At 40.7% G+C, this 26324-nt stretch carries 19 protein-coding genes; 10 read left to right on the top strand and 9 right to left on the bottom strand.

Going from position 1 to position 26324, the window contains the following annotated elements:
• Position 1: 1 nt before the first annotated feature.
• Positions 2-3166: a DEAD/DEAH box helicase gene (locus I6E78_RS09560; RefSeq protein ID WP_197182359.1), complete on the bottom strand. Its 3165-nt coding sequence runs from the start codon at positions 3164-3166 to the stop codon at positions 2-4.
• Positions 3167-4004: 838 nt separating this feature from the next.
• Here I6E78_RS09560 and I6E78_RS09555 point away from each other — a divergent pair.
• Positions 4005-4481, top strand: a complete 477-nt coding sequence (locus tag I6E78_RS09555; protein ID WP_197182358.1) for a hypothetical protein — start codon at positions 4005-4007, stop codon at positions 4479-4481.
• 2 nt (positions 4482-4483) lie between these two features.
• A complete protein-coding gene (locus tag I6E78_RS09550) occupies positions 4484-5617 on the top strand; it encodes a DUF1570 domain-containing protein (protein ID WP_197182357.1) in 1134 nt (377 codons plus the stop codon).
• Between the two features lie 782 nt (positions 5618-6399).
• Here I6E78_RS09550 and I6E78_RS09545 read toward each other — a convergent pair.
• Both I6E78_RS09545 and I6E78_RS09540 read right to left on the bottom strand, forming a co-directional pair.
• On the bottom strand, positions 6400-7071 hold the full coding sequence (locus I6E78_RS09545; protein WP_089369052.1) for a hypothetical protein: 672 nt from the start codon (positions 7069-7071) through the stop codon (positions 6400-6402).
• Between the two features lie 143 nt (positions 7072-7214).
• Entirely contained in the window at positions 7215-8219 is a 1005-nt protein-coding gene (locus I6E78_RS09540) for a nuclease-related domain-containing protein (RefSeq protein ID WP_197182356.1), read from the bottom strand.
• 307 nt (positions 8220-8526) lie between these two features.
• On the opposite strand from I6E78_RS09540, the gene I6E78_RS09535 reads away from it, so the two are divergent.
• From I6E78_RS09535 to I6E78_RS09520, 4 genes are all read left to right on the top strand, one after another.
• Positions 8527-8925, top strand: a complete 399-nt coding sequence (locus I6E78_RS09535; RefSeq protein ID WP_011329741.1) for a DUF6088 family protein — start codon at positions 8527-8529, stop codon at positions 8923-8925.
• Positions 8915-9865: a nucleotidyl transferase AbiEii/AbiGii toxin family protein gene (locus I6E78_RS09530; RefSeq protein ID WP_197182355.1), complete on the top strand. Its 951-nt coding sequence runs from the start codon at positions 8915-8917 to the stop codon at positions 9863-9865. Before I6E78_RS09535 ends, I6E78_RS09530 begins: the two co-directional genes overlap by 11 nt.
• 290 nt (positions 9866-10155) lie before the next feature.
• Complete coding sequence (locus tag I6E78_RS09525; protein WP_231617972.1) at positions 10156-10479, top strand: helix-turn-helix domain-containing protein; 324 nt, start codon at positions 10156-10158, stop codon at positions 10477-10479.
• Positions 10463-11851 carry a HipA domain-containing protein gene (locus tag I6E78_RS09520; protein WP_197182354.1) on the top strand — a complete coding sequence of 463 codons (1389 nt, stop codon included), beginning with the start codon at positions 10463-10465 and terminating at the stop codon, positions 11849-11851. Before I6E78_RS09525 ends, I6E78_RS09520 begins: the two co-directional genes overlap by 17 nt.
• Before the next feature lie 376 nt (positions 11852-12227).
• On the opposite strand, the gene I6E78_RS09515 is transcribed toward I6E78_RS09520, so the two are convergent.
• Both I6E78_RS09515 and I6E78_RS09510 read right to left on the bottom strand, forming a co-directional pair.
• Entirely contained in the window at positions 12228-13178 is a 951-nt protein-coding gene (locus I6E78_RS09515) for a glutathione S-transferase family protein (protein WP_197182353.1), read from the bottom strand.
• Positions 13179-13255: 77 nt separating this feature from the next.
• On the bottom strand, positions 13256-13711 hold the full coding sequence (locus I6E78_RS09510) for a DoxX family protein (protein ID WP_058374694.1): 456 nt from the start codon (positions 13709-13711) through the stop codon (positions 13256-13258).
• Between the two features lie 143 nt (positions 13712-13854).
• Between I6E78_RS09510 and I6E78_RS09505 the strand changes: the two genes are divergently transcribed.
• On the top strand, positions 13855-14742 hold the full coding sequence (locus tag I6E78_RS09505) for a LysR substrate-binding domain-containing protein (RefSeq protein WP_011329745.1): 888 nt from the start codon (positions 13855-13857) through the stop codon (positions 14740-14742).
• A gap of 91 nt (positions 14743-14833) precedes the next feature.
• Here I6E78_RS09505 and I6E78_RS09500 read toward each other — a convergent pair whose 3' ends face one another.
• Complete coding sequence (locus tag I6E78_RS09500; protein WP_182684222.1) at positions 14834-16561, bottom strand: potassium/proton antiporter; 1728 nt, start codon at positions 16559-16561, stop codon at positions 14834-14836.
• Positions 16562-17149: 588 nt separating this feature from the next.
• On the opposite strand from I6E78_RS09500, the gene gshA reads away from it, so the two are divergent.
• Positions 17150-18667 (top strand): glutamate--cysteine ligase, encoded by a 1518-nt coding sequence (gshA, locus tag I6E78_RS09495; RefSeq protein WP_011329747.1) that lies wholly within the window; start codon positions 17150-17152, stop codon positions 18665-18667.
• Positions 18668-18949: 282 nt separating this feature from the next.
• Here gshA and I6E78_RS09490 read toward each other — a convergent pair whose 3' ends face one another.
• Positions 18950-20530 carry a cell surface protein gene (locus tag I6E78_RS09490; protein WP_197182352.1) on the bottom strand — a complete coding sequence of 527 codons (1581 nt, stop codon included), beginning with the start codon at positions 20528-20530 and terminating at the stop codon, positions 18950-18952.
• A 69-nt stretch (positions 20531-20599) separates the two neighbouring features.
• Positions 20600-22066, bottom strand: coding sequence for a dGTPase (dgt, locus tag I6E78_RS09485; protein WP_197182351.1), 1467 nt, complete (start codon positions 22064-22066; stop codon positions 20600-20602).
• A 335-nt stretch (positions 22067-22401) separates the two neighbouring features.
• On the opposite strand from dgt, the gene I6E78_RS09480 reads away from it, so the two are divergent.
• Entirely contained in the window at positions 22402-23622 is a 1221-nt protein-coding gene (locus I6E78_RS09480; protein WP_197182350.1) for an alkaline phosphatase family protein, read from the top strand.
• Between the two features lie 184 nt (positions 23623-23806).
• Complete coding sequence (locus I6E78_RS09475; protein WP_197182349.1) at positions 23807-24964, top strand: benzoate/H(+) symporter BenE family transporter; 1158 nt, start codon at positions 23807-23809, stop codon at positions 24962-24964.
• Positions 24965-25209: 245 nt separating this feature from the next.
• Here the strand turns inward: I6E78_RS09475 and hemH are convergent, their stop codons facing one another.
• Positions 25210-26229, bottom strand: coding sequence for a ferrochelatase (gene hemH / locus I6E78_RS09470; RefSeq protein ID WP_011329752.1), 1020 nt, complete (start codon positions 26227-26229; stop codon positions 25210-25212).
• Between the last annotated feature and the right edge of the window lie 95 nt (positions 26230-26324).

The following is a 26324-nucleotide window of genomic DNA, read 5'->3' as shown; positions in this document are numbered from 1 at the left end:
TTCACCCAACCGCTAATTTCCCAGCCTCATACCACATTTCACTTGGCATGGGGTTGGTTAACTCCCATGTTATATTCATCGGCTGGCTACCGTTGTGGTGTTGGTATTTTACCTCGCCGTAGTTTACAAATCCCATAGTTCTGCCGTTTTCATCTTTGCCTTGTTCGCGCACAAATAACAGGATGGTTTTGCCTGTTTTTTGGTGCTGAATATAACTAAGGCCTCGGCCGTGTTCTGGGCGGGCGCTGTTTTGCGTTTGCCAATGGAACAAAGTAGGGCTGATAGCGTAATCGTGATACAGCGTGGTGGGCGAGTAGGTTTTTTCACACTTGTTGAGCGTTACAAATAACAGCTCTAGGTTTTGATTTTTAAATTCTAAAACGCCTTCACGGGCGGTCGATTTTTTATCAAACGAGTGCGCCCCAAACGCGGCGAGTATTTGTTGGCGTGTGTAGCGGCTGTGTAATTTTATTGGGTGATTAGGTAGGCATGCTAAATCGCTTTCTTGCTGGTGTATGCGGTTAATTAATAGCGTAATTACTTGTGTAAGTTCGTGCTGTAGCTCTTTGTGTTTAAGTGCTTGTAAGCTTTGCTCAAGGGTTTTAAACCCTAAACTTTCGCCTGTACTATCCCAAAAGTTGTAATGCGCCATAAGCGCGTACTGTTGGTTTTGTGGTGTTGGCATAAAGCTAAAGTTGTTATTACATAAATCACGTAAAAAGCATAAGTAGCTGAGCGAGTCGCAGCCGAGTAATTGGGTGTTGATAGCGCGGTAATACGCGGCGTAAATATCGGCTTGTTCTGCTGGAATTTCATCGTCTTTAAGCCAGTGCCAGCCACCAAGCTTTTTATCTTTTGGTTTGTATATATCTTCAAGCGTGACTTGTGGGTTTATGCGTAAAAAGTTACTTAGCGTTAGCGCGTCATTGGTATGTTGCGAATAGCTATTTATAAGCTGCTGTAAACGGCGTTTAGAGTTTATAGCTTGCTGAATATTTTTTAATATTGTTTGTTGTGTGCGTTTTTGTAGCTCTATACGGCAACCCAGCGGTAGATGCGGGAAATTGTTTTCGATTTCGGTTTTTATTGGCTGATTACTTTTACCAATGAGTGCGCGGAATTTACTCGCAAAGTCATATTCTGGGCGAGCATTGCCTACAAAGTCGAGTACGGTACAGCACTGCTTTTGGCTGTTATCGGGCAGGCGCAAACCACGGCCTAGCTGTTGTAAAAACAGCGTTAGGCTTTCAGTGGGGCGCAAAAACAGTAGCGTATCAACCTCTGGAATATCGACACCTTCGTTAAAAATATCAACTACACAGAGTATTTGTATTTCGCCTTGGCGAAGTGCTTGTTGTTTGGCCGCGCGCTCATTAGTATTTTTGCTGGTAAGCACATCGGCACTTATGCCTGCTAAGTTAAATTTAGAGGCCATAAATTCAGCGTGTTTTTGGCTTACGCAAAACGCTAGCGTTTTAATAGCATGTACGTTGGTCACTATATCGGCAAGGCTGGCTATAATTTTGTTAGCGCGGTTGTTTTCACCTGTATAAAGGTTACTTAGCTCGCTTATATCGTAACGGCCGCCATTTTTAGAGCCTCGCCATGTTATTTTGCTTAGGTCTGTGTCGTCATCTAGTCCAAAGTATTGAAATGGGCATAAGTGTCGCTGATTTATTGCCTCTGGTAAGCGAATTTCGGCGGCTATTACACCGCAAAAATCATCGAGTATATTTGCACCGTCTTGTCGCTCTGGCGTAGCTGTTAAGCCAAGTAATATTTTAGGCGTAAAGTGGTTTAATATAGCGCGATAACTTGCAGCGCTTACGTGATGTACTTCGTCGATTACTATGTAGTCGTAGTAATCATTGGTTAAATTGAGTGATTCAATTTGGCTATTCAGCGTTTGGATTGATGCAAATAATTGGTTATAACGTTGTGGTTTGTAGTTACCTACCCACAGCTCACCAAAGTCGTTATTTTTAAGCACGCCACGGTAAGCGCTTTGCGCTTGTTTGAGTATTTCTTCGCGGTGGGCGACAAACAAAAAGTGGGCATTTGGGTTTTTATCGTAAACGGTTTTAAAGTCGAACGCCGATATTATAGTTTTACCCGTGCCCGTTGCAGCAACCACTAAGTTTTTAAAGCGATTATGAACGCTGCGCTCAGCACTTAGTTTTTCTAAAATAGCGAGTTGATGCGTTTTTGGTGTTATATCAAAATAAAACTGGCTGCTTGATTGCCCAACACCGCGTTGCTCATTAAGTGAATTTATTAGCTTTTCTTTACACTCAACTGCGCCTGTAAATAGCTCGAAGTCTTTTGATTCCCAGTAGGTTTCAAAGGTACTTTTGGTTTTAGCTATTATGTGCGGGATTTCTTGCGCGGTAATTTTTAAGTTCCACTCAAGGCCGCTGGTAAGCGCCGAATGCGATAAGTTAGACGAGCCAATATAACCTGTATGAAAACCTGTATTGCGCATAAATAAGTAAGATTTAGCATGTAAGCGCTCTTGCTGATTATTATAACTTAGCTTTACTTCGGTATTTGGCAGGTTTGCTAAAAACTCAACGGCTTTAGCATCCGTTGCGCCCATGTACGAAGTAGTAATAACTTTGAGTTTATTGCCGCTTTTGGTAAAGGCTTCAAGCTCACTTTTAAAAATGCGCAGGCCCGTCCATTTTATAAATGAGACAAGCCAGTAAATAGTGTCGGACGATTTTATCTCGCGCTTTAGCTCGGTTTCGAGCGATATACCTGCATTAGCACCGCTAAATAATTCGCTTTGCGTAAGGCCCGTTAGCGGGAATATATCGTGAGAGTATTCTTTAAGATTTGCAGCAATAGGGTTTTGGGTATTAAACAGTGCAGTAAGTATTCGGCCTTGGCTATCAATAAGGTTTTCGTTAATAAGCTCATCATCTTTTATATGATCTTTAAGCCAAAGAACAAGGTTGTTAGCAAGGCTAATTTGCTCTTGTAACCGCTCGTTTGAATTAGGAATAGCATTAATTGCATGAGCAACAAGTTTACCTAAAAAGCGTGAAAGCCATGTTGCCGCTTCGGCCGTTTCAAGCTGGCGCTCGCCAACATAAAATTGATCACGATTTAAGTTTTGCTCAATTACTTGCGTAATTAACTGCTCGTAAATACCAATTTGCTGCATTAAAACTACTCCCTGTTTGCCAGTAGTTAGTGTACTAAAAAGTGCATTGTAAACAAGCATTAACTCATTATTGAATTAAAGACCGCTGCCAAGACAACTCCCCCGTGATCACACCCGAAATTGAATTAATGGTGAGTAATTTACAGCATGGATGCTGTTAAAAAGCGTAGCTAGGCCACGGATGGCCTATCTACGCTGGTTACGTTCATATCATTAATTACAATTGAGGAGATAGTGTGATCCTCGGGGCGCCGTGAGATTCCAAAGAGAAGTCGGCGGTTACTTCTCTTTGGTTGCCGTCGCCAACGCGACATATAAACTCAAATTTGCAATTAAAAGCCCAAGCGCGAGGTAAACTCCCGCCTACAATTTGAAGGCTGACGCTGAGATAATTCCCCGTGATCACACCCGAAATTGAATTAATGATGAGTAATTTACAGCATGGATGCTGTTAAAAAGCGTAGCTAGGCCACGGATGGCCTATCTACGCTGGTTACGTTCATATCATTAATTACAATTGAGGAAACAGTGTGATCCTCGGGGCGCTGTGAGATTCCAAAGAGAGGCCGGCGTTTGCCTTTCTTTGGTTGCCGTCGCCAACGCGACATATAACTCAAATTTGCAATTTGAAAGCCCAAGTGCGAGGTAAACTCCCGCCTACAATTCAAAAGTTGCGCTTTTGGCGTCAGCAAACTTAACGCCTACAAAATTACTTTTACTATTGCGCTAAAGCACGACTTAGTAATTCCCCTAAACTATCTGTTTCTATTTTATATCCAATCCCTTATATTCACTCTAGGAGCTCAAAGGAAGAAAGCACTCAATTTAAGGATAAATAATGATTAAATGGATTTTATTGATACTACTTGCCATATTTACAACGTTACCTCAAGCATACGAATCCTACTCACAAAGTCGCTGCGACAGAATTGAAAAAGAACGTGAAACAATACGTTCACGGTTGCGTCAAGGCTATAGAGTGAAAGAAGGTGAGCGATTAAAAGCACGATTCAAATCTTTATTTGAAGAACTTGCAAAGCATTGTGATAACCCCAAACAAACCAATCGAACACATCAACGATCTTCCGTTTATAGCACTAGTAATAACGCGTTATTACACACAAGAATGCCGAATATGCAATTTTATAGTGATAGCTATAACGACCCAGGTAAGCTTAAAGCTTGGTCTGAGTTTTATACTTTACCTAAACGTTGCCGAGCTAAGGGAATGGAGTCATCCGATTTTGTATGGTGCAGTGAGTACCGCGGTGAGCAAAAACGATTATTTGAAGAGCAGTGGAATAAGCGGCCATAAATATGTTAAACACACAATGGCGAGTGCTATTTGTATTTATTGTGCTGTTAATTGCATCGGCACTTATTGTTAATCATTTAACAGGACGGGTATTTAATTATCATGATCCTATTGGCAGTGTTAGGGCTATTTACGATGATATAAAAATTAAAATCGAAATGGCTGAAGAGTCTGAACTAACCGCTATTAAAACGATTGCCGCTCCGTCATTTTCTTCTAAAACTGCAATGCAAAACCATTTACCACAAGCCGACACTACGCGTTGTGTAGATGTATCATTAGGTAAAGTTAAATATAAGCGTAATGGCAATATTTACACCTGGACAGATAGCAATGGCGTACCACATTTTAGTGATAAAAAGCCTGACTTTGAGGTAGCAACACTCGACACAGATTTTGTTGAGCCGCTTGATTACTTTGAATTAACGCTACATGCAGCTAACTTACCGCCATCGTTTACTGAAGAGTTACGTATAAAGCTCAATACTGTTTTTAAGGTGTATGGCCAAATTATAGGTGTTGATGCATTAAAAAAAGTAAGGTTAAATTTAACTGTATTTGCAACACGAAGAAGCTATGAGCAAGCAATTAAACTGCGCGGGGCCGATCCAACAAACACCGATGGTATGTATTTTCATTCTACCAACTCAGCTTTAATAAATTATAGAAATGAGCAAAGTGCTATGCGCACAGCGGTACACGAAGCGGTGCATGCGGTTAACAAAGCAATATTAGGCTCGACTCCTCGCTGGCTCAATGAGGGGTTAGCTGAGTATTTTGAATATACCAAAAACAGCATGCAACTAGTTAGTGTTGAGCCACATCCTGGCTGGGTAAATAATAAGCGCGTAGCGCAAAGTGTTTTTACTATTAATTGGTTGATAGGTTTAGATGACACGTGGCAAACAGGCGATGACACTAAACTTTATGCGAGCAGTTGGGCTGCTATATATTTTTTGATGGATTCTAATAAAGGCAAACAGTTTTTAAAAAGCATCATGCTAGCCGAGCAAAAATCGCCATGCAGTAAACTCACTGCAGCAGAGTTAAAAAATATGCTGTATCAGCATTTTCCACAATTGGATAAAGACTATAGACAATGGTTGAAAACCCCATTTAGAAAACAGAGTTTTTAAGGAGTTATGCAAAGCACTACGCGAATTAAACTCGGCTCTAAAAACAAAGCGCGAGGTAAACTCCCGCCTACAATTTGAAGGCTGATGCTGAGATAATTCCCCGTGATCACACCCGAAATTGAATTAATGATGAGTAATAGCTGCGCATGGCGGAATTTTGTTCCCGACAAATTCCAAGTACCTAAATCCCTTTAGGCAATGCGCGATAAAGCGTAGCTTGGCCAAGGGTGAAAAACGTAGTTTTGAACGAGAGGGGAAGGATACCCGAACTGGGGAGCGTACATGGATGTGAAAGTTGTGCCTATCTACGCTGGTTACGTTCATATCATTAATTACAATTGAGGAGATAGTGTGATCCTCGGGGCGCCGTGAGATTCCAAAGAGAAGTCGGCGGTTACTTCTCTTTGGTTGCCGTCGCCAACGCGACATATAAACTCAAATTTGCAATTAAAAGCCCAAGCGAGAGGTAAACTCCCGCCTACAATTTGAAGGCTGATGCTGAGATAATTCCCCGTGATCACACCCGAAATTGAATTAATGATGGGTAATAAGATGCGCATGGCGGAATTTTGTTCCCGACAAATTCCAAGTACCTAAATCCCTTTAGGCAATGCGCGATAGCCGTGGACGGCGAATACACGGCGTTTACGTTCATATTATTAATTACAATTGAGGATATAGTGTGCTCCTCGGGGCGCCGTAGGGTTCCAAGGGGCGGCCGGCGCTTTAATTTGGTAAAGAGCGCCCTTTGGTTGCCGTCGCCAACGCGACTTTTTCTTTAGTTATTTAGATTGTTTATTAATTTCTTCAACAGTTCTAATTACAGCTTTTTTTAAAGCGCTGCGCATAACTTCGTTAGTTAATTGATCTAATAATGTTTTATGGAGAACTCCCATACCTTCATTATTGGCCATAGTTGCATCAAATAATTCACGTGTAATTAATTCTTCCCCTAGCTTATTTACTAATGAAAGTGAAAAAGAAACATTTCTATTGCAGTCTAAAGTCCATGCACCATGACAATTAACATCAAAACTCATAAGGTCTGCAGAAATTAACATTTCTACTTGATTATTTATTGCAATATTACTTAATAGCTTCGCATCACTAGATGCAGGTATTATGTCAATCTTTTTTGCATTTACACCTAAAGATTGAAGCTCATTAATAAAGGCATTTCTTATAAAGTCAGCAACTCTTACAAATTCCTGTCCATCACTTGTCATGCCGATTGTTGCAGGGCCCATCCGCATAACTGCTTTTTCTGCTAATTCATCTTTAACAGTGGCAAGGTTTCTTTTATCTCTCCATTGGGTTACACCAATAGAGTCGATATTTTTAACCTCAACATTTTCAATTGTTTTTTTATGGTATTCCACAGGGAATGAGTTTTGTATAGTACAACCAGATAAAATGGATAAGAAAGCGGCAGTTATAGTGAGTTTCTTTAACATATATTTATTTCCATATAAGGGTAAATATCGCACTTTTACCAAGTGCAAACCTAAAAGCTTTGATTAAGCGCCATGATACACAAATTTTTATGAAAATAAGATCAATACTTTCAAATGGCTAAGTTATATTATAAATTTTATAACTAAAACCGAATTGGCACAGTCTCATCACAATTCCCACACACTAATGAGTAACTATCCTTACGCTTACTTGCTTTAGTATGGGCGTTAGAACATTGCGGGCAAGGAGCTTTCATTGGTGTATTAGCTTCGCAAATGCCACAGGTAACAAAGTAACCATAGCGCCCCGAACGTGGTTGTAAACTGGCTGAGCTATTACACTGTTTACACGTTAAAACTATCTCTTTGCTTAGTGCTACTTCAGGCTCGGTCTGTGCCTCAATAACAGGTTCAATATGCGTTACTATTTGTTGATAGGGCGGTTTAAGTTCATTTATTTGTGTCGTGGTATTTGAATGATTTTGTGAACTAAGTGATATGTTTTTCTCTAAAATAAATTGGCAAATTTTGCCCAGGCTTTCTTCGTTAAACCATGGTCTAACGTTAGTGGATAAAAAATGTAAAGCATTAGGTGCCGATGCGGGTAGTTTCATCATTTGTAGTAGTTTATCAACTATGAATTCTGATTTAACTAACCGCTCTTCTGTTGCTTTTGGGGTGTGATCCCTGTTGATAATTGCATTGCTCGATATTGCACAAACACTTTGCCATTCTCGGCCACCAAAGCCTTGTTGTAGTTTACCAAATATTTTTGGCAGTAATAATGGGGCATTGGCTCGTAATAGGCTTTTTAGTACTGCTAGTTGTAGCTCAACTTGCTTTATTGGTGAGGGCATACCTTGCCAGTTACCACGGTAACTTCGGCTCCATTCTTGATGTTCATTAATCGTTACTTCCCCTGTAATGCTTTTAGATTCGATGAGAATAAAGCCGTAGGTATATACAATAAGGTGGTCTATTTGAGCTGTTTCGTCGTTGTGTTTAAATTTGAGGTCGTTAAATACAAAAACTTGAGGGTGATCTTTAAATGCACGGCGTAAATAAAATGCCACGTCGAGCTCTTGTTTTTGGCCTGCTTGTATTTTTGCAGAGTTACTGGTGGTGAGTATTTTATCTTTTAAAATCATGAGGCTTCCATTCAATCATGCGTGTGGATAGGATATCACTGATGTACCTAATAGCAATACGATTAAGGCTTTAATGTTGATTAGGAAGCTTTAAAGTCATCGACAACGCGACATATAACTAATACTTGCAATTAAAAGCCTAAACGCGAGGTAAACTCTTGCCTACAATTTAAAAGCTAGGCTTTTCGCGTCAGCAAATTAAGTGTTGATAGCTACCTTACCCAATCTATTATTAAATGTCGTATGTTTGCGTTGTTAAGGTGTCGTATATTTGCTATATTTAATACAAGAAACGAGGGTATTTATTATGACAATAGCAAGTAAAGTAACAACAAGAATAAACCGCTCAAAGCGTTATGTTTTTGATCGTGCTGATTTTGCAGATATTGCTGGTTACGACCAAGTTGGCCGGGTATTAAAAAAGCTGGTTGATAATGGTCATTTATTGCGTATTGGTTATGGGCTTTACACTAAAGCGAGAGAAAATCGCATTACGGGTAAGTTAATGCCGGCATCTCCTGCGGGAGCTGATGGTGTTATATTAGAAGCGATTGAAAAGCTAGGTGTTGACTACAAATTTGATGAGTTTTCACAACGTAGTATCAATGGTGAAAGCTTGCAAATTCCAGCGTCTCTGAAAATAATTACAAATAATCGCTTTAAACGCAAAATTGTCGTAAATAATAGTGCTATTAATGCTAATTGATAGTGACCTGTTTTTAGATGTTGCCGATGCTCTTGGTATGGGTAACCCTGCTATTGTTGAAAAAGATTATTATGTTGTTGCATTACTAAAACTACTTTCTGAATTGTCTTTTGATACGCACTTATTGGTTTTTTCTGGTGGTACCGCATTAACAAAGTCGGGCATTAAAACTCATCGAATGTCTGAAGACATTGATATTAAAATCATACCTACAGATGTGTTTGCTAATATTTCAAAAACACAAAAAAGAAAGGCTAGGAAAGAGTTACATCTTCAATTACTTAATGCCATTAGTCTGCACAATTCTTTTTCGGTAGAAAACAGCCCTACTATTTATGATGAATATCGTTATCAACAAATTGATATACGTTATCCTCAAGCACATTCAAAAGTTCCATGCCTAAGGCCGTTTATTAAGTTAGAGCTGATAGAGACCTTGCTTTATGATCAAGTAGTGAGTAGAGATATATGCTCTTTAATGAATGAGGTCACTCAAAAGCCTCCTGAAGTTGCGCTAATGGGGTTTTCGAGTATTAAGAGTACACAAGCGGAAAAGCTAGTCTCTATGTTGAGGCGAACAGCAAGTTTTGCGCGCGATAATATAAGGGATGATGATCCTGCATTAATACGCCATATTTATGATACGTATTATATTCAACAAGCTGGGCTTGCGAGTGCCTCTGACGTAATGTCTTTGGTAAGTAAAGTTATTGCGGAAGACTTAACGCGTTACTCAAACCAACACGCTGAATTTATGAAAAGTCCGATTGCTGAACTGAAGTTTGGCTTAAGCTTACTACAAACCAATACATTATATGAAGAACGCTTTAACAAATATGTAGTACCTATGGTTTATGGGAATAATAGCCTTAATTGGCAGCAAGCATTTGATGTATTTAAGTTATATTGCAATCAAGTGTTAAATAACATAAAGCTTTAACTGCTGTCGGCAACGCGACATATAACTCAAATTTGCAATTTAAAAGCCCAAGCGCGAGGTAAGCCCCCGCCTACAGTTTAAAAGCTGCGCTTTTCGCGTCAGCAAGCTCAACGCCTACGGTAATCTATACTTTACTTAAGGGTCTAAAACTAATTCAAATGAGTCATAAGTGAACTTTAGATTACTTATGGTTTCCTGCCTGATTAATTACAACTAAAAGTAAATTTAATTTGACTTTTAATAGCTGTATTCTAATATAAAGCATATAAGTAAACTATAGTTGACCTTTAATGAGTAACCCCCCTGAAAAAAAAACACTTGGAAGAGTGGTTAAACACACTGAAATGCCTGATCTATCAAAGTCATTTTCGTCAGTGTTACTCGCTGAAGCGATTACTTCAAAGCGAACAGGCATGAAGCTTACGCTAGTTGATGTATCGCAAGCACTAAACATTTCGAAGCCTACGCTGATAAAAATAGAAAAAGGTGATGTTAATGTGCAGTTTTTTAATGTACTTAAAGTGATGGAATACTTGGGATTGTCGTTTAGCCTTGTTAGTGATGACGCGTCGCACCACAATAATAAAGAGGTGAACGATGAGCAGTGGTATTAAACAAGATAGGTTAGACGTGTTTATTGGTCATACGCAGAAGATAGGTGTGATAACCCTTGATATAGGCTCTGAAAGTGAAATTTTATTTAGCTATGAGCCTGAGTGGATTAATAAGGGTTTTGCTATTTCACCACACTTACCGCTCAACGGTGACTTTAATTCTCGTGCTGTGCGTAATTACTTACAAAATTTATTGCCGGAGGGTAAGGGCCTTGAAGAAATTATTAGTAGTACGACTATTTCTAAAAACAATACGTTTGGTTTAATTAAAGTAATTGGCGAGGAAACGTCAGGCGCTTTGTCGTTTAGAGTAAGTGACAATACTGCAAAACAAACATCTTTTCGTGAAGTAACTAAAGATGAGTTAAGTCAAAAGCTTAAACGCTTTAAACAGGCTGGTGAATCAATCACCCTTTGGGATGGACGAACTCGGCTATCTGTTGCTGGCGTTCAAGATAAGCTCAATTTACTCGAAATCGATGGTAAATTGGGTTTTGGTGAAGGGGAGTTATGTTCCAATAAAATTTTTAAATTTGAAACAGGCACAGCTCCTTTCATTGCCGTAAATGAACTCTTTACTATGTTGTTGGCAAAGGAGTCGGGACTTAATGTTCCCCATGTAGAGTTGCGTACGTATGGCGATACTCGGGTATTTGTAATCGATCGCTTTGATAGGCGTGTTGCACAGGATCAAAACTATGTATTACGTCGTCATGTTATTGATGGTTGCCAAGCCACTAATCTACCTCCTTCGTATAAATATGAGCGTCAACATGGCGATGAGGGTGATGGTATTTATATTCGAAATGGTGTTTCTTTTCCTACACTGTTTAATATTAAAACAACGAATGTGCAGGCGTATCAGGCGGAGCTTATTCGTTGGATGACATTTAATATTTTAGTGCGTAATTACGATGCTCACGGTAAGAATATCAGTTTTTTTGTTGGTAAAAATGGTTTGGAACTTACGCCGTTTTACGACTTGGTAAATATAGAGGCTATTATTGGGCAAGCAGATATTGGCCGTGATAAGGGTAGCCCGCTAACTAGTATTTCAAGGCATTATGCGATGTCGGTTGGTGAGTATAATTCACAAAGCGCAGGCAACTTTACTAATGAAATCACCGCTTATATGTTAGCTGATTTTGCTGATGAATTTGCTATTTCGCTACCCCGCATGCAACTACTTATGAGCCAAACAGTTGAGTCTGTATTAAAGGCTATTGATGCGGCTAAAGTTGCTGCTGTTAAAAATAAGCTATCTGCTACAGAGTTAGCACACATTGATTTATGTATAAAAGTAATAAATAAAGCAGCAAATGAGCTGAATGCTCAGATAATACAATTACCAAATATGGATGCGTTTATTTGAGTTGATTTTAGTTAATACTTGAACTCAAGAAGAGTGAAAGTTTACTACTTGTGTAATAGCCGCTTAGTTGCCGTCGCCAATGCGACATATATCTCAAATTTGCAATTAAAAGCCTAGGCGCGAGGTAAGCCCCCGCCTACAATTTAAAGGTTTCGGGCTTAGCGCAATGAGGCAATTAGTTATACTATTCGCCTCATTGTGTGAGGCGAATAATAATTGTATGTGTGGTATTAAAGCGAGCAGAGGACTAACTGGAAACTGACCGTGGATTGTTTTTTCTCTAAAGCGCAGCGCCTCATACCCTCTTTGTGAATTTTTACTGGCTGTTTAGTTACTTTAGAGCTTCGGCATAATTTTGCCGAAGCTCTAAGCCCGATTAATACTGGCGGTCGCGATCGTGCGGTTGCTCAAATTGTGTTTTAGGCCCTAGCGGTACTACGCCGGTGGGGTTAATAGTTTTGTGGCTGGCGTAGTAGTGTATTTTGGTGTATTCCAAGTCAACAGTGTCTTTAATGCCTGGTACTTGGTACAGCTCAGTGACATAGTTATAAAGGTTAGGGTATTCGCTAATTTTTTGCTGATTACACTTAAAGTGGCCATGATACACAGCATCAAAGCGCACTAAAGTAGTAAATAAGCGCCAATCGGCTTCGGTAATTTGCTCACCCACTAAGTAGCGCTGTGTAGCTAGGCGTTGCTCTAACCAGTCTAGGCTTTCGAATAATGCATGGTAAGCGCTGTTATAAGCACCTTGCGTGGTGGCAAAGCCTGCTTTATATACGCCGTTATTTACCGTGTTGTAAATGCGCTCGTTTACGCTGTCTATTTCTGCTTGTAGTGCTTGCGGGTAGTAGTCGTCGGTGTTGCCGGTTAGCTCGTTAAACGCGGTATTTAAAATACGCATGATGTCCGATGATTCGTTATTAACTATAGTATGGTTTTTTTTATCCCATAAAATAGGAATAGTGGCGCGGCCTTCGTAATTGGCATCGGCTTTTAAATATAATTGGTAGGCGTAATCTAGGTTATAAAGCGGATCGCCGTGCTCACCAAATTCCCAGCCATTTTCGAGCATTTCGGGCTTTACTACGCTAAGTGTAATTACGTTTTCGAGTTGCTTTAATTTACGCATTATCATGGTGCGGTGTGCCCATGGGCAAGCTAGCGACACATATAAATGGTAACGTCCCGCTTCGGGTTTAAATTGGCTATCGGCGGCGTTTGAAATTTGTTGGGTAAAGCGGCTTGCTTGGCGCTCAAACTTACCACCAGATTTTTTAGTGTCGTACCATTGGTCAACCCATTTTCCGTCTACGATTAGTCCCATTATTAACTCCTTAATTTGCTGTAAATGCATAAACACACACCGCATAGCTATGCGGTGTGTGTTTTAAATAACTAATATTACGCTTTGTTTAAGTTACGGTTAATTACGTTATCAAGTGAGAATTTACCGCCACCTTGGATAACTAAAGCAAGTGTGATTGCTAATAGCGCTAGGCCAAATTCGTAACCGTTGTTGCTCATAAATAAGCCGTTATCAATGTGAGTGGTAAATATAGCCACAACCATAGTGATAGCCAGTACAAAGCTAGCAGGTCTTGTTAGTAGGCCAACAATTAAAAATAAGCCACCAAAAAACTCTGCACTACCTGCCATTAAGGCCATTAAAAACCCTGGTGCTAGGCCAATTGATTCCATCCATTGTCCTGTGCCTTCTAAGCCGTAACCACCAAACCATGCAAATAATTTTTGTGCACCGTGAGCGGCAAAAATAATACCAGCAATAACGCGCAGTGGTACTGCAGCCAGTGATTGTTCAGTTTTAGTGATAACGTTAGCAATATTTTTAATAGTCATAATTTTTACCCTTATTGATGTTAAGTAAGTATGTTTAATTGAGTATGTAGCTATTGTAGTTGTTGTTTTGTAATTAAATAACTCCTATTATTTGCTTTATATGTTCAAATAATTTGAACAGTTGTTATTTGGATGAAAAAACCATGAATACACCTCCTATTAGTATTGAAGCGTTACTGGTGCTTGACGCTATTGAGCATCGTGGCAGTTATGCGGCAGCCGCAGAGCAATTAAATAAAGTACCTTCGGCGCTATCCTACATAGTACAAAAATTAGAAGAGCAATTAAACGTTACTTTGTTTCAGCGTCAGGGTCGTCGGGCTGTGTTGACTCCTGCGGGAAAACATTTACTGACCGAGGGGCGTAAGTTGCTTACGGCGATTAATTCATTATCGGAGCAAACACAAACAATTGCGAATGGCTGGGAGCCAAAAATTCGTATTGCTTTTGACTCGATTATTGATATAAAACCGATATTTACCAGTATAGAGCAGTTTTTAGCAGAGCATGAAAATATTGAAATAGATGTACAAGAACAGGTAATGAACGGCAGCTGGGAAGTACTGATTGAAGACAAAGTTGATTTAGTTATTGGCGCACCGTCGCCAGTGCCAAACCAAAAAGGCATTCGCGCGGTTAAAATAGATGAGTATCAAAGTGTACTTGTGGTAAATAGCACGCACCCGTTAGCAACGCAGCAGCAACCTCTCGATATGAGTAGCCTTGCTCAGTACCGCAGTGTGATAGTACACGACTCTGCAGAGCAAGAAATTCCATGGTCGGCAAATATAATAGAGGGCACCCAGCGCTTTTTTGTTAGCTCTGTTGCGCAAAAAATTGCGGCTATTATTGCAGGTATAGGTATTGGTTATTTACCCAAGCGTTTAATTGAGCAGTATATAGGGTCGGGGCAGTTAGTGGAGGTAAAGCTAACCGAGCAACGACCTTGCCAAGATCTATTTATTGCCTGGAAAATAACTAATAAAGGTAAAGGGTTGCAACGACTTACCTCACTGTTACTACAACCTTAACGTTGCGCTTTTAAAGCTAACAGCCGTGTAAGGCTGTTAGCTAATAGCTGTATTAAATGTAATTTACTATTTAAAAGCCATGGTAAGCCCTTTATTCGTCTAGGCTTTCATCTAGGGTAATTATAATACCAACGGTAATAATACGGTCGCCAACCATTTCACAAATAGTGAGTTTTACGTCATCAAGTTCAATAAAGTCATCTACCTTAGGTAAGCTGTTTAGCGAGGTTTTTAGTACTTGCTCTAGCGTATCGTTTGGTTCAGCAGCAATATGAATATCGTAAGAATAGGCTATGCTGGCCACACTGGTATTGCCTTTAACTCTTAGCTCTTTTGCCGAAAGCTCGGTAATATCTTGATCAATCGTGCTTGAAAAAACACAGTCAACAAACTCGCGGGTATGCGGTTTTAGTACCATAAATAGCTGATCGTCTGCCTGTAATAATGTAGAGCCGCGCGGGGCAATAATATTATTATTACGGCTGATCATTGCCATTACTGTGCTATCGGGTAGTGCTAGTTGCGATAAACGACGGCCAACAGCGCGTGACATTTTGCCTATGGTGTATTCAACAATATCGGCGTCAACATCGCCTAAAGCAGTGATCTCTAACGTGGCTGCGGGAGTCACTGGCGGTGGTAAAGTAAGCTTTAGTTTGCGGGCCATTAAGGCAAGCGTTGAGCCTTGTAGTGTGGCTGAAATTAACACCACAAAAAATACTACGTTAAATATGAGTTCGGCGCCAGGTAAGCCAAACATAAGAGGAAATATTGCTAAAATAATAGGGACTGAGCCGCGTAGGCCAACCCAAGACACTAAGGTGATTTCACGCGCTTTAAAACCAAATAGCGCTAACACCGGAATAACCGCCAAAGGGCGCGCAATAAATATAAGCACTAATGCAATGATCAGTCCCTCAAACCACACATCTAATAACGAGGTTGGGTTTATTAATAAGCCCAACACCACGAACATGGTAATTTGACCTAACCAAGCTAACCCGTCGTGGAATAAAAACGTACTGCGCTGAAACACAAAGCGGCTGTTGCCAATAACCACACCGGTAATAAATACCGCTAAAAACCCGCTACCACCAATGTTTGCGGTAATACCAAATGAGAGTAAACCACAAGCAGCAACCAATACCGGATACAAACCGGTGGCAACTAATTGAATTTTATTAATTAATTTAACAGAGATCCAACCCACGGCTAAGCCGACTAATGCGCCTAAGCCCATTTGTGATACAAACATGAGTAACAGGCCTGTGCCTAGCTTCATGTCGTTTACTAACACTTCGAGTAAGCCTACGGTTAAAAATATTGCCATGGGGTCGTTTGAGGCACTTTCTATTTCGAGGGTGGCTTTTAGTTTGGTGTTTAAATGAATACCGGCATTACGTAGCAGCGCAAATACCGCCGCGGCATCGGTTGAGCCTACAATAGCGCCAAACAATAAGCCTTGTAGTAAAGGAATATCAAGCATGTAAGCGGCAGCAACCCCAGTTACTGCGCTGGTAATTAGTACCCCAAGGGTGGCCAATACGGAGGCGGGTTTCCAGACTTTTTTTATCGCTTTTAAGGGCGTTTGTAAACCGCCATCAAATAATATCATTGCTAATGCGAGCGTACCTAAAGAGTGCGCCGCTGCTGCATTGTCAAAAAATATGCCTCCGGGGCCATCTTCACCAGCGAGCATACCGACCATTAAAAACATTACCAGTACGGGCAAACCGAGACGAGCTGATAATTTACTGGATACAATACCCAGTAAAATTAATACCGCGGCTAACAATATTATTTGATCAATCAAAAACATATATTATTCTCATTTATAGCTAAGGGCTGGGTTAGGTCGTTATTGTAAATTATGCACTAGAGCATGGGATAGTAGTTACTCTGCTGCTAAGTATGAACTGGTTTTCATTTTTTAATAGGTAAAATAATAAGCGATAATAAACATGGGTTTGTTTACACAAAAATGTTTTTAGCTTTTGATATTGTAGCATTATTCTCATTAAATAGGGAGGGCCAGCGTTATAAATAGCAGGTATTAGTGATCTGCTAAAAACTTGCCAAGCTCGGTGTTAAAGGGCCATTTTTAGATGTCATTTTAGCTCGCGCTTTAGGTTTAATATTTACAGTGAGAGTTTTGGTTCAACTTAGTCGCTTTAGTTTTTAACCTTTTAGATTGCTTTTTAAATTTGCACTTCGCCTTTGGCACTATTACCACTTAGTAAAAGTCATTTACACAATGAGGGGATTATTTATTAATGCATAAGAAATATAATGCTCTACTTATTTTTACTAGCACAGTAATCGTATGCCTAGGTTAAGGCGCGAAAGCAGCACAAGTAAAAAGGATCAGGGAAACTTCCTGATTAACTGAATTATTACAGAGGTTTTTATGACGTTATCCCTAACTCCACGCCTAACACAGTTAGCCAATGCTGATTTGATCCAACCATTGGCGCATATTAAAAGGGGTATCGAAAAGGAAGCCTTACGCGTAACTACAGATGGTTTGTTGGCACAAAACCCTCATCCTTATAATTTAGGCTCGGCGCTAACTCATCCTCATATCACTACAGATTACTCAGAGTCGTTATTGGAGTTTATTACCCCAGCAGTTGAAAGTATTGATGACACACTCGACTTTTTACAACAATTACACCGTTATACTGCCACTGAACTAACCGCGCAAAATATATGGCCAGCAAGTATGCCGTGTGCGCTTCAAGGTAATGATAGTGTGCCTATTGCTCAATATGGTAGCTCGGTGCAAGGACAAATGAAGCACACTTATCGTCGTGGGCTAGATATGCGCTACGGGCGTATTATGCAAAGTATTGCGGGTATTCATTTTAATTTTTCATTACCGGATAGCTTTTGGCAGGGGTATCAAACTCTACAGGGTAACCAAGACTCGCTTGCTGATTTTCGTTCTGCTCAGTATTTTGCGCTGATCCGTAACTTTCGTCGCTATGGTTGGTTATTGCTTTATTTATTTGGTGCATCTCCTGCGTTAAGCCGCTCGTTTGTTGATGGCCGCGCGCATCAGTTAGCCAGTTTGGGCAGCGATACGCTTTATATGCCTTATGCAACTTCGTTGCGAATGAGTGGTTTTGGCTATCAAAACGATGCCCAAGCGAGTTTAAATGTAAGTACCAATAACTTAGCTGAATATAGCCGCGATTTAACACAAGCGCTTCACACGCCACATGCACCTTATACGCGTATAGGGGTTGAGGTAAATGGTGAAAAGCGTCAGCTAAACGATAATATTTTACAAATTGAAAACGAATACTACAGCGATATTCGCCCTAAACGTGTTACTCACGCGGGTGAAACACCACTGCAGGCTATGAACGATCGCGGGGTTGAATACATAGAAGTACGTAATCTCGATATTAACCCCATGTTGGCGCTAGGTATTGATGACACTCAAATTCGCTTTTTAGATACATTTTTACTGTTTTGCTTATTACAAGATAGCCCAGAAATTGGCGAGCAAGAACAACAGCGCTTGGCACGCAATCATACCCGTGTGACCGAGCAGGGGCGATGCCCTGATTTACTGCTAGAAACTGCTAATGGTGAGCTTAGTCGCAGTGCTTGGAGCGAACAGCTATTTGCAGAGCTAGATGCTATAGCAGAGTTACTTGATCAAGCTGGTAGCGGCTATAGTGAGGCGATACAACACTACAAGCCATTATTACAACAGCCAGAGCTAACTCCGTCGGGGCTTATGTTGACGCAGCTTGTCGCTAATAATCAGGATCACAGTGATTGGGTAGGGCAGCGCGCCACTGAGCTCACTGCACAATGGAAAAAAATGCCACTGAGCGCAGCACAAAGCGATTACTTTAAACAGCTTGTAAGTTCATCACACGCAGAGCAGCAAAAGTTAGAAGGTAAGGTTTAGCAAAAGAGCAGCTTTTAGGTGTCGGGCTTTAGCTTTTAGATAGATGATACGACCCCGATAAAGTAAACCGCACTAGGGTCGTATCAAGGTCAATACGCCCTATCAAGCTTGGTACTTGGATTTACTTGTAGGTGCGATTTTATATCGCACTTTTTACAATTAAGCCTCACCCCCTGGCCGAAATTAATAAACCACAACAATAAAAGTAAACCCCAAATGAGCCAATACACTTTTTGAAATTTATATTGACACTTAACTAACTAATTTATAAAACCTTTAACTCTATTCTTTAGTTTGCATATTTTTAGCACGCTGCTCGGCTTCGATCAGGGCTTGAGATTTAGGTTCACGTTTTTTCTCTGCTATTTTAGGTTTTACCGATGAATTTGGATCCCAGCTATCATCCAGCGATAGGTTAGCAAATGGGTTGCTGTTGTCTATTTGCACATTTTGCTCTTTAGGCTCAGCTACTGGTTCTGGCTGTTGGTTTGTATCTGCTTTTATTACAGGCTTTGCTTTACTGCCTGGTAGCGGTGCATCGGGATCGAAAGTACGCACTTCGGGCTCTTTAAATTCGTGCTCGGTATTAAATGAAGTTGCTTGCTCTGTGGTGCTGTTTACAGGGGGGTGTATATTCGTTGTTGGTTGCTGCGCAATGATTGGCTCTGGGCTGATATTGGCGGGCTCAATTGCATTTTGAGCTGGCGTTTGATCATTAATTGCTGCTGGCGCTTGTTGAGTAACCTGTTGTTGGCGCTGCTTTTTAGTAGGCAGTGGTGCATCGGGATCGAACATGCGTACTTCTGGCTCGGCAAAGTCGCTGGCATTTTTTATTCGCTCTAAGGTGTTTTTAGCCGCGGCTTCAAACTCTGCGGTATTGGGCTCTGCTTTTGTTTTAGCTTTGGGTTTTTCATTACTAAATGTTGTATTTGTTGTTTTAGCTACGGTTTCTGGCTCGCTAGTACTTGCTTGTGGTTTTGCCAGCGCGGCATCAATTTGCTGCATTGAAACAGATTCTGCCGCAATTTGTGCTGTTGTCGTATTTTGCGTATTTACGGCGCTAGGGTTTGGCTTATCTGCCGATTTAACTACTGGTTTAACTGCCGATTTAGTTACTGGTTTTGTAACTGGCGTGGTAGCAGCTGGGCTCGTTGGCAGTACTGTTGCCACCTCAGAATTACTTTGTTTAGAGCGGCGCATACGTACTAAAACCATTACGCCAATAAGTACTATTAGCAATAATAATAAGCTAGGTAGCAGTAGTGAGGCGGCGCTTTCGGTGTTTGGTTTTGATACTGGCGTAGGTTTTATATTTGCCGGCTTTTGTGCTGCTGCGATGGGCTCTGCGCTTATTTCTGTCGTGTTTGTCTGTGTACTTTTAGCTGCCGGATTTTTTATATCAGTGCTTTTTACATCAGTACTTTTTATATCTGAGCTTTTTATATCTGAGCTTTTTACATTAGCAACGGGTTCATCAGTTGTTACTTGGCTTGTTTGACTAGGGCTTGCTTGTAACTCGGTATTAATACTCGCGGTATTGTCTGTCTCAGAGTGTGTTTTTAAAGGCTCAACAATAGGCGCTTTAACCGGCTCAGTAATAGGCTCGGGCAGTGCCTTCTGCGGCTCTGGATCATTAACAATAGCATGTGGCTTAGGTTTTGGCTGAGTTGGTGTTACTACCGGCTTATTGCAATTTTTATTATAGTCGCGCGCGGCATTGCGGTAGCTGCGGCCCGTTTTGTTATTACTGTGCTGCTGCATTTCTTGTTTTATAAGTATGCACATAGCTTGGTTATAGGCTGCGCTATTAAAGCTATAAAATAGGGCAACACAAAGGGTCAGGCGTGTGAGTATTTTTATCATAAAGTTCAGTAGCGCTTAAGCATCAATAGTTTGATTTTAAGCGCTAATTTAAAATATATCTACTGTGGGCTACTCAATTACCATTAGGCTGCGATATTCGTCGTAGGCAAATTGATCGGTCATGCCGCTTATATAATCTTGAATTAACCGGCAGCGGTAATAAAACTCATAGGCGGTAAAGTGATCAGGCTCTTCTTGCATTGCATCTATGGCGTGCTGATAGCTGTTTAAGTGCTTTTTAGAAAGCTTTTTAACCAGTCGCGATTCTATTAATAAGCGTGAATCGCCATTGAGCGCTCGTTTAAAATCGTCACTGCTTAATAATAGCAGTGGTTTGTAGCAATCGAGCAGGCCGTTAATAATGCGGTAGCCTTGTAGTTCGAGTTTTTCTACTTCTTTGTTTGAAAATACATATTCAAGCGCCACTTGTTTAAGGGTTATGGTGAGTGCGTGTAAATAGCTGCGATCCTCAAGTAGTGCTTGGTTAAAATCGCCATGATAAATGGGTTCTATGTGTTTAATAAAGCGTTTAGCCGCATGATTAACTAACGGATGCAGCAGCGCTACGCGTAAGTATATAAAAAATTCACTATTAAAATTATAAGGTTGTGCGTTGGCACGCTCAAGTGCGTAGTCTACGGCTTTATTTACAAAGTCTTGATGTTGGCTGTCGTCTATAGTGAGGTTTATAAGTACTTTTGTATAATGACTTTTAAGCTTTTGGCATAATAGCTCGGTGCTTATTATGTCTTTTTCTACGGCGTCTTCTATATCGGCTAGGCAATAGGAAATATCATCGGCGGCTTCCATAATATAACTTGCGGGGTGGCGGCAATACGGCTGAATTTCAAGCGCAGTTTGCAGTGCTTCTACAAAGTTTTTTTCGCTGTAGTAGTAACCGACCTTTTTCATTAAATAGTTTTTGTTTTGTGGTATCTCTTTTTTGTCGAGCCCGGCAGGGCGGGTATACTTTAAAATACCGGCACTTTGGCTGTAGGTTAAATTTAGTAATTGTAATGAGTGAATAATACGTATGCCTTGGGCATTGCCTTCAAAGCTGCAAATGTCGTGTGCTAGGCTTTTAAAAACAACCCCAATACCAGAGTTAGGCTGTTTACAGCGCTCGGGGGTTACACTTGCTAAATTATTATTAAACCAATGGTTTATGGCGGCTTCACCAAAGTGACCAAACGGCGGGTTGCCTATATCGTGCATTAGGCAGGCCATTTCTACTAGGCTTTCTAACGGCCGCTCTAGTTCGGTGAGCCCGAAGTCTTGCTGTTGCTGGTAACTTAGCGATGCAAAAATACGTTGTACTATAAAGCGCCCTACTTGTTGTACTTCTAACGAGTGGGTAAGGCGTGAACGTACCGCGGCGTTGCGCTCTAGCGGAAACACTTGGGTTTTTTGTTGTAGGCGACGAATAGCGGCGCTGTTTATAATTCGGCCCCGATCGCTCTCTAGTGCCATTTGTAAGTTAGCGGTAGTGCGATACATACGTGCGGGGGTTATTTTTTTACTAAAATCGATCATCATCTTGTCCTTTTTTAAGTTGATGACAGGCATAGTTTTAGCGCATCGTCATATGTTTTCATTAATTTGCTTTAATCTATCAGTTTGTATCTTAAATTAATATATTGCTTTAAGATCGAATTACAAAGCAGGTTTTTAGATGTCAGGTAAAGGTTAGCCAAGTGCGGTGATTGTGTAGGTAGGCGGGAGTTTACCTCGCGCTGTTACTTTGTAGGCGCATAGCTTGCTGGCGCGAAAAGCGTAGCTTTTAATTTTTAGCGCTTTGGTAGAGATGAGCCAAACGTGCTCATTTGCACACATATTTTATAAATAAACGTTATGTTAAACAGGGTATTAAAATGAAACAGTGGATTATAAAGGCAATATCGGTTTGCCTTTTATTAGGGATGAGTAATGCGTTTGCCGCAAAAGAGCAAACGGTAGTACTTATATCAATTGATGGTATGCGCTGGGATTATATAGAAAAACATGGTGCGCCTAATTTAAAAGCAATGGGTGATCGCGGTGTAAGAGCGCAAAAGTTGATTCCGGTTTATCCTACCAAAACGTTTCCTAACCATCTTTCAATTATTACCGGCTTACTCCCTGTTAATCATGGCATTGTTGACAATAGATTTTGTGATAAAGCCCGTAATAACGAATGCTATAGCATGGGCAAAGGCTTTACCGATAGTACTTGGGTTAGCGGTACGCCGTTGTGGAACTTGGCTAAAATGCAGGGACTTAAATCGGCTGTTTATTTTTGGCCTGAGTCGGATGCGCGTTTTAACGGCATGACCCCTGACTACTATTTTCATTACTCGCAGCATAGTGACTATCAAGACCGGGTTGATCAAATAGTGCAGTGGTTAAGTTTACCTAAAGCGCAGCGCCCACGTTTTGTTGCAGGTTATTTTTCATTGGTAGATAGCATGGGGCATAAATATGGGCCCGATGCGATGCAAACGCGCGATGCAGTTAAACAACTCGATGAGTTAATGGGGCAGTTACAAGCGCGTTTAAGCAAATTAGATCAAGAAGTAAACTTAGTGATAGTGTCGGATCATGGTATGGCGCAGCTTGATCCAGCTAAAAGTATATTAGTTAGTAGTTTACCTAAAGATGACAACTTTTTAGTAAAAAACACTGGCCCGCGGTTACTTATTTATACAAAACCTGAGGCGGTTAATGCCGATATTGAGGGCTATAAAGCGCGTTTACAACAAGCAGCTAAAGGGCGTTATACGGTATTAACGGCTGAGCAGTTAGCGGGCTATCATTATAATAAAGGCACCCGTGTAGGCGATATTGTAGTGCAAACAACGGCACCAGCAATATTTGCTAGTTCAGAAAAAGCAGGCCCTATAGGCACCCACGGTTATGCTTATACCGATGATATGGCAGCAACCTTTTTAGCTGTTGGCCCTGCGTTTAAAAAGGGTATGAGTATTGAGCAAGTTAATAACTTAGATATTTATCCGGTATTGGCAAAAATAATGGGGCTAAAGTTACTTAGTAAAACCGACGGCGACGGTAAAAGCTTAATGCCCGCTGTGCAGCGAAAAATGATAGTGCATTAATCTGTAGTCTAAAAAATAACAGCTTAGGCTGTAAACTACATAATACCTAAGCGGCTAATTAGCCGCTTTTTTATGCCTGTAAACTGACATGACTATTTTTCACTCAAATTAGACCTCTTGCTAATTGCAAAGTATTTAACTGCCACGTATGTTAAAAATATAACAATAATAAATAGAGAAACTTATGGCAGGGATTGATCAGTTAGTTAGCCGTGTAATGGCAGGGTTGGTGGCCGTTATTATTGGTTTTACCAGCTCAGTAGCACTGATTTACCAGGTAGTTATTGTGCTTGGCGGTACGCCTGAGCTAGTAGCCAGCTGGATTTTAATGCTGGGCTTGGTAATGGGCAGCACCTCTATTATTTTATCGTATTATTATAAAGTGCCAATATTAATAGCGTGGTCGACTACTGGGGCTGCACTGCTAATTTCTACCGCCGATGGCTATAACCTAAATGAGGCCGTAGGGGCATTTATGCTCTGTGCACTATTGGTATTTTTATCGGGAGTGACGGGCTGGTTTGAAAAAGTTATGAACCGTATTCCCAGTGAGCTTGCCTGTGCCATGCTTGCGGGCGTATTAGTTACTTTTGGCATTGACGTATTTAACTTTATGAACGAATTACCGTTAATGATTGGCTTAATGGTATTAGTTTACTGCGTAGGTAAACGTTACTTTGCACGTTTTACTATGTTAAGTGTACTAATAACCGGCGTATTACTGGCGTGGAATATGGGCCATATTGATACCAGCAACTTGCAATGGCAAGCTAGTAGTTTTGCTTATATAGCCCCAAGTTTTAACTTTCAGGCATTTATTAGTATTAGTATTCCTTTATATATAGTAACCATGACCTCACAAAATTTACCCGGTATTGCAGTACTAAAAGCCCATAATTATAAAGCGCCAATTTCGGCGTCACTTAATGTAACGGGTTTTATTAATTTAGTAACAGCGCCATTTGGCACCTATTCAATTAATTTAGCTGCCATAACAGCCGCCATTTGTATGAGTGAAGATGCAGATAAAAACCCCGATAAACGTTATTGGGCGAGCATAGCCGGTGGCGTTTTTTATATTATTATGGCGCTGTGCGCAGCAACATTAGTAGCCGTAGTGGCCAGCTTACCGCAAGCATTAATTTTAGCCTTAGCGGGTATTGCATTATTTGGCACTATTGCTTCAAGCCTGCAGCAAGCACTGCATAGCTCACAATATAGCGAAGCCGCCATAATTACATTTTTAGTCACTGCGTCAGATTTAACCCTGTGGTCGGTAGGCTCTGCCTGCTGGGGAATTATAGCCGGCGTATTAACGTTATTTATTATCCGTAAGGGTTAAAAGTAGGTTGTAGGGAAGCGATTAGGCGCTAGGTTTTAGGCGTATAAAAATTAAAAAACTCACCACTGGGTGCTACTCCTTTGTGGTGAGTTTTCACTTTCACCCGTGCACAAGGCACTAAGCAGACAAAAGGTTTTTTACTAAAGGTGCGATTAAGCTACAGCTACAGCAAACCGATCTTAGTCAGTTAATACCTAAAGCCTGATACCTAAAGCCTGATACCTAAACCTGCTCTTTTACTGCCTTTAAAGCATTGGTTTTAATATATCAAACATGGCGTCTATGTGATCGTCTCGCTCGTTTAGTGCAGCAATGTAACGGTATTTTTCACCGCCGGCATGTTCAAAAATTTCACGGTTTTCGCCCTCTAACTCCTCGAGGGTTTCTAAGCAGTCAGCACTAAACGCGGGGCTAATTATGGCAATATCTTTAATGCCTTGTGCAGGAAAGCTTTCAAGGGTAGCGTCGGTATAAGGCTTTAACCATTCTGCTTTACCAAAGCGGCTTTGAAAGGTACTTATTACTTGGTCTTTATCAAGGCCAAGCTTTTCGATTACTAAACGTGTGGTTTGTAGGCATAAACAGTGATACGGATCGCCTCGTTCTAAAAATAGTTTAGGCATACCATGGTACGAAAAAACGAGTTTTTGTGGCATACCATTGGCTGCTAAATCTTCGCTAATACTGTTAGCTAACGACTCTATGTAACGCGTATTTTTGTGATAGCCGTTTATAAAATGCAGCTCAGGAACCCAGCGCCATTTACGCAGCACGTTTGATACCGCGTCAAAGGTTGAGCCCGTAGTTGGGCTTGAGTATTGTGGGTATAACGGTAATACAATTATGCGCGTAAGGCCTTTATCGCGAAGTTGTTCCAACCCAGCTTCAATTGAAGGATTGCCGTAACGCATAGCCATAACCACTTCGGTATTGGTATAGCCATGCTCTTTTAATAGCGCATTTAATTTTAGGCTTTGCTGGCGAGTAATATGGGTAAGTGGTGAGCCGTTTTCGGTCCATATACTTTCATAAAGCTTGGCAGAGCGTTTTGGGCGAATACGTAAAATAATACCATGGAGAATAATCATCCATACAAAACGTGGTATTTCTACAATACGTGGATCTGATAAAAACTCACGTAAATAAGTACGCAAAGCACTTGCTGTTGGCGCATCAGGGCTGCCTAAGTTGGTGAGTAATATGCCTGTTTTTTGATTGAAACGCCCATCATGGGGATTATCGGTAACGGCAGAAAATCGCGACACGTTATGCTCCTTCAAGCAAAATATTCAGAAATAACTATTAAGGCATAGTGTAACGAAAAAAAGCACTGTTTAGATCAATCATTTAGTTGTTTTAA

Source organism: Pseudoalteromonas sp. NZS127 (genome assembly GCF_015864805.1).
In the GTDB taxonomy this organism is placed as follows: Bacteria; Pseudomonadota; Gammaproteobacteria; order Enterobacterales; family Alteromonadaceae; genus Pseudoalteromonas; species Pseudoalteromonas nigrifaciens.
This window is presented reverse-complemented; position numbering and strand designations above follow the sequence as displayed.

Coding starts and splice junctions, on each gene's coding strand:
- I6E78_RS09560 (WP_197182359.1), bottom strand. CDS start 3,166: ATGCAGCAAATTGGTATTTACGAGCAGTTAATTACGCAAGTAATTGAG.
- I6E78_RS09555 (WP_197182358.1), top strand. CDS start 4,005: ATGATTAAATGGATTTTATTGATACTACTTGCCATATTTACAACGTTA.
- I6E78_RS09550 (WP_197182357.1), top strand. CDS start 4,484: ATGTTAAACACACAATGGCGAGTGCTATTTGTATTTATTGTGCTGTTA.
- I6E78_RS09545 (WP_089369052.1), bottom strand. CDS start 7,071: ATGTTAAAGAAACTCACTATAACTGCCGCTTTCTTATCCATTTTATCT.
- I6E78_RS09540 (WP_197182356.1), bottom strand. CDS start 8,219: ATGATTTTAAAAGATAAAATACTCACCACCAGTAACTCTGCAAAAATA.
- I6E78_RS09535 (WP_011329741.1), top strand. CDS start 8,527: ATGACAATAGCAAGTAAAGTAACAACAAGAATAAACCGCTCAAAGCGT.
- I6E78_RS09530 (WP_197182355.1), top strand. CDS start 8,915: ATGCTAATTGATAGTGACCTGTTTTTAGATGTTGCCGATGCTCTTGGT.
- I6E78_RS09525 (WP_231617972.1), top strand. CDS start 10,156: ATGAGTAACCCCCCTGAAAAAAAAACACTTGGAAGAGTGGTTAAACAC.
- I6E78_RS09520 (WP_197182354.1), top strand. CDS start 10,463: ATGAGCAGTGGTATTAAACAAGATAGGTTAGACGTGTTTATTGGTCAT.
- I6E78_RS09515 (WP_197182353.1), bottom strand. CDS start 13,178: ATGGGACTAATCGTAGACGGAAAATGGGTTGACCAATGGTACGACACT.
- I6E78_RS09510 (WP_058374694.1), bottom strand. CDS start 13,711: ATGACTATTAAAAATATTGCTAACGTTATCACTAAAACTGAACAATCA.
- I6E78_RS09505 (WP_011329745.1), top strand. CDS start 13,855: ATGAATACACCTCCTATTAGTATTGAAGCGTTACTGGTGCTTGACGCT.
- I6E78_RS09500 (WP_182684222.1), bottom strand. CDS start 16,561: ATGTTTTTGATTGATCAAATAATATTGTTAGCCGCGGTATTAATTTTA.
- gshA (WP_011329747.1), top strand. CDS start 17,150: ATGACGTTATCCCTAACTCCACGCCTAACACAGTTAGCCAATGCTGAT.
- I6E78_RS09490 (WP_197182352.1), bottom strand. CDS start 20,530: ATGATAAAAATACTCACACGCCTGACCCTTTGTGTTGCCCTATTTTAT.
- dgt (WP_197182351.1), bottom strand. CDS start 22,066: ATGATGATCGATTTTAGTAAAAAAATAACCCCCGCACGTATGTATCGC.
- I6E78_RS09480 (WP_197182350.1), top strand. CDS start 22,402: ATGAAACAGTGGATTATAAAGGCAATATCGGTTTGCCTTTTATTAGGG.
- I6E78_RS09475 (WP_197182349.1), top strand. CDS start 23,807: ATGGCAGGGATTGATCAGTTAGTTAGCCGTGTAATGGCAGGGTTGGTG.